Source organism: Acidovorax sp. KPB24-07 (assembly GCF_057543315.1).
Map to the genome: position 1 here is coordinate 1 of NZ_BAAJYS010000332.1, position 3,618 is coordinate 3,618.

At 68.0% G+C, this 3,618-nt stretch carries 4 protein-coding genes and 1 pseudogene; 3 read left to right on the forward strand and 2 right to left on the reverse strand.

The window, feature by feature from the left end:
• Nucleotides 1-272: pseudogene (locus AC27IQ_RS20315) on the reverse strand (FAD-dependent cmnm(5)s(2)U34 oxidoreductase); the annotation flags it as partial.
• A 28-nt stretch (nucleotides 273-300) separates the two neighbouring features.
• Complete coding sequence (locus tag AC27IQ_RS20320; RefSeq protein WP_284414462.1) at nucleotides 301-573, reverse strand: oxidative damage protection protein; 273 nt, start codon at nucleotides 571-573, stop codon at nucleotides 301-303.
• Nucleotides 574-716: 143 nt separating this feature from the next.
• Here AC27IQ_RS20320 and AC27IQ_RS20325 point away from each other — a divergent pair, with 143 nt between their 5' ends.
• The 3 genes from AC27IQ_RS20325 (at nucleotide 717) to AC27IQ_RS20335 (ending at nucleotide 3,487) form a co-directional block, all read left to right on the forward strand.
• Nucleotides 717-1,739: a sulfate ABC transporter substrate-binding protein gene (locus tag AC27IQ_RS20325; protein WP_272569324.1), complete on the forward strand. Its 1,023-nt coding sequence runs from the start codon at nucleotides 717-719 to the stop codon at nucleotides 1,737-1,739.
• Nucleotides 1,740-1,787: 48 nt separating this feature from the next.
• The gene (gene ssuE / locus AC27IQ_RS20330) at nucleotides 1,788-2,378 is read left to right on the forward strand and encodes an NADPH-dependent FMN reductase (RefSeq protein WP_317354295.1); all 591 of its coding nucleotides are present in this window, start codon (nucleotides 1,788-1,790) and stop codon (nucleotides 2,376-2,378) included.
• A 146-nt stretch (nucleotides 2,379-2,524) separates the two neighbouring features.
• Nucleotides 2,525-3,487 carry a sulfonate ABC transporter substrate-binding protein gene (locus AC27IQ_RS20335; RefSeq protein ID WP_284414459.1) on the forward strand — a complete coding sequence of 321 codons (963 nt, stop codon included), beginning with the start codon at nucleotides 2,525-2,527 and terminating at the stop codon, nucleotides 3,485-3,487.
• Nucleotides 3,488-3,618 lie beyond the last annotated feature (131 nt).

Sequence of the window (3,618 nt, forward strand, 5' to 3'; positions counted from 1 at the left end):
GGGTGGGCCTCGCACGAGGCGAAGTGCAGCAGGGCGGGGCGATCGGGGTCGCTGCGCCAGGCCGCCCAGGTCACGAGGAAGTTCAACCCCAGGCCGAAGCCGGTCTCCAGGATGCGCCAGCGCGGCTGGCCGGCCCAGGCCTGGGGCAGGCCGCAGCCGTGCAGGAACACGCGGCGCGCCTGGTCCAGGCCGCCGTTTTCACTGTGGTAACGGTCGCCGAACCGCGGGCTGTAAGGGGTGCCGTCCGCCAGCCAGTCGATGGGCTCCGGCAGGAACCGAGCCGGGTTCATTCCCGGCGGTTCAGGCGCTGGGCGGCACGTAGCCCTGGGCGGCGTCGGCGCCTTCGCCGAAGAAGTGCTGCTCCATCTGCCGGGCCAGGTACTGGCGGGCGCGGGCGTCGGCCAGGTTCAGGCGGTTTTCATTCACCAGCATCGTCTGGTGCTTGAGCCAGGCGGCCCAGGCTTCCTTGCTGACACCCTCCCAGATGCGCTTGCCCAGGTCACCGGGGTAGGGGGGAAAGTCGAGGCCTTCGGCTTCCTTGCCGAGTTTGATGCATTGAACGGTACGTGCCATGGGGAAGGGTCCTGGAAAGGTGGTTTAGATGTTTTGGGTATTTAAAACTGAAATTTCAGTAGTTCCAGTTTTGAAGAGCGACTTTCAGAATGCGTTGCATCGGTGATTTGCACCGGACCGCATTCCACAAAAGAAAGCCTCTCATGAACGTTCGCCGCGACTTTATCAAGTTTCCCCTCGCCGCCGCCCTGCTGGCCGGTATGGCCCTGACGGCTTTGCCGTCGCTGGCCCAGCCGGTGCAGTTCCTGAACGTGTCCTACGACCCCACCCGGGAGCTGTACGTCGAATACAACCAGGCGTTCGCCAAGCACTGGAAGGCCAAGAGCGGCCAGGATCTGGCGATCAAGCAGTCGCACGGCGGCTCCGGCAAGCAGGCGCGCTCGATCATCGACGGCATCGATGCCGACGTGGCCACGCTGGCACTGGGCGGCGACATCGATGCGCTCGTCACGCACGGCGGCCTCGTCAAGGCCGACTGGCAAAAACGCCTGCCGCACAATTCGGCCCCCTACACCTCGACCATCGTGTTCCTGGTGAAGAAGGGCAACCCCAAGGGTCTGAAGGACTGGGACGACCTGGCCAAGCCCGGCGTGCAGGTGATCACCCCCAACCCCAAGACCTCCGGCGGCGCCCGCTGGAACTACCTGGCCGCCTGGGAATTCGCCAAGCGCAAGTACGGTGGCGACGCACAGGCCAAGGACTTTGTCGCCAAGCTGTACAGCAATGTGCCCGTGCTGGACACCGGCGCCCGCGGCTCCACCATCACCTTCGTGCAGCGCGGCGTGGGCGACGTGCTGCTGGCCTGGGAGAACGAAGCCTTTCTGGCGCTGAAGGAGTTCGGCCCCGAGAAGTTCGAGATCGTCGTGCCGTCGCTGTCCATCCTGGCCGAGCCCAGCGTGGCGGTGGTGGACAAGAACGTGGACAAGAAGGGCACCCGCGCCGTCGCCGAGGAATACCTCAAGTACCTGTACTCCGACGAAGGCCAGGACATCGCCGGCAAGAACTTCTACCGCCCCACGGGCGACAAGGCCAAGGCCAAGTACGACAAGCAGTTCCCCAAGCTCACGCTGGTGACCATCGACCAGGCCTTCGGCGGCTGGGCGAAGGCCGACAAGGCGCACTTCGCCGATGGCGGCAGCTTCGACCAGATCTACACCAAGAAGTGAAGACGACGGCGCTCTTGCCAATCCGCCCGCGCTAGAAAGCCCCATTCCATGTCCGTCCTCCTGATCGCCGGCAGCCCCTCGGAGCGTTCCCGCTCCGCCGCCCTGCTGGATACCGTGTCGCAGCGCCTGTCGGTGCGCGGTGCGCTGGTGCAGCGCCTGCACATCCGCGACCTGTCGCCCCAGGCGCTGCTGCTGGCGGACACGGGCCACCGCTCCATCGCCCACGCGGTGGACAGCGTGGCCGAGGCCAGCGTGCTGGTGGTGGCGACACCCGTCTACAAAGCGGCCTACAGCGGCGTGCTCAAGGTCTTTCTCGACCTGCTGCCGCAGGCGGCGCTCAAGGGCAAGACCGTGCTGCCGCTGGCCACCGGCGGCAGCGCCCACCACATGCTGGCGCTGGACTACGCGCTGCGGCCGGTGCTGCAGTCGCTGGGTGCCAAGCACATCCTGCCGGGCATCTACGCCACCGATGCCCAGGTCACGCTCACGCCCGAGGGCGCCTACGAGGTGGGGCACGACGTGTCCTCCCGGCTGGACGACGCCGTGAACGTGCTCATCACCGAAACCCTGCGCCCCGCGCCGGCCCAGGCCACGCGGTTCGCGCCGGTGCATTTCTCCCAGGTGCGATGTAGCGTCTGACGCGCCCCGGGCGGCGCCGGCCTGTGGGCCGGCCCCCGCCGTCCGCTCCTCCCCAAGCCCTCCCCATCTTTGAGAACCCGCCCGCCGCGGGCAGGCCGCTGCATCGCCGCCCGCACCCGGTGGACCTCGCCAGAAAGACCGATCGCATGACTTCGAATTTCTCTTCCCTGCGCCGCCGGATGGTGGCTTCCGGCCTCGGCACCGTGCTGGCCGCCGGCCTGCCGCCCGCTTTGGCCCAGAAGGGCGACCGCGTCCTGCGCGTGGGCCACCAAAAGGGCTGGCTGTCGCTGCTCAAGGCCCGTGGCACGCTGGAAAAGCGCCTGGCGCCGCTGGGCGTGAAGGTGACCTGGACCGAGTTCAATGCCGGCCCGGTGCAACTGGAGGCGCTGAACGTCGGCTCGATCGACTTCGGCGACGTGGGCGAAGCGCCCCCCATCTTCGCCCAGGCGGCCGGAGCGCCGCTGGTGTACGTGGGGGCCACGGTGCCGCGCCCGCAGCTGGAGGCCGTCGTCGTGCCCAAGGGCTCGGCGATCCAGAGCGTGGCCGAGCTGAAGGGCCTGCGCGTCGCGCTCAACAAGGGCTCGAACGTGCACTACCTGCTGGTCAAGGTGCTGGAAAAGCACGGCCTGCACTACCGCGACGTGCAGCCGGTCTTCCTCGCGCCGCCCGATGCGCGGGCGGCCTTCGAGAAAGGCGCCGTGGACGCCTGGGTGATCTGGGACCCGTTCCTCGCGTCGGCGCAAAAGACGCTGCAGGCCCGCGTGCTGGCCGATGCCACGGGCGTGGCGAACAACCGCGCCTACTACTTTTCCTCGCGCGACTATTCCGCCAGGAACGCCGACGTGCTGCGCGTCGCCATCCAGGAGGTGGACGCCATCGACAAGTGGATTGCCGCGCACAAGGCCGAGGCCGCGGCGGAGCTGTCCACCGTGCTGGGACTGGACCGCGCCGTCACCGAGTTGTTCGTGGGCCGGGCGGGCTACGGTACCTCGCTGGTGTCGCGCGACATCCTGGCCGAGCAGCAGGTGATCGCCGACACGTTCTTCGACCTGAAGCTCATCCCCCGCAAGCTCAACCTGCAGGACGCCGCTCCGGTGGACCTGCTCTGAAAGGGTGCACCCATGTCCGCACCTTTCCCAACCCCTTTGCAGGTGCGCGTGCGCCGGGTGCTGGGCGTGACCGCCCAGGCCTGGGGCCTGTCGGCGCCGCGCGAAAGCGCCCGCGTGCTGGCGCTCGCCCC

What these genes read in the sequence shown, in the direction of transcription:
- AC27IQ_RS20320 (WP_284414462.1), bottom strand. Translation starts at nt 573, where the DNA reads ATGGCACGTACCGTTCAATGCATCAAACTCGGCAAGGAAGCCGAAGGC.
- AC27IQ_RS20335 (WP_284414459.1), top strand. Translation starts at nt 2,525, where the DNA reads ATGACTTCGAATTTCTCTTCCCTGCGCCGCCGGATGGTGGCTTCCGGC.
- AC27IQ_RS20325 (WP_272569324.1), top strand. Translation starts at nt 717, where the DNA reads ATGAACGTTCGCCGCGACTTTATCAAGTTTCCCCTCGCCGCCGCCCTG.
- ssuE (WP_317354295.1), top strand. Translation starts at nt 1,788, where the DNA reads ATGTCCGTCCTCCTGATCGCCGGCAGCCCCTCGGAGCGTTCCCGCTCC.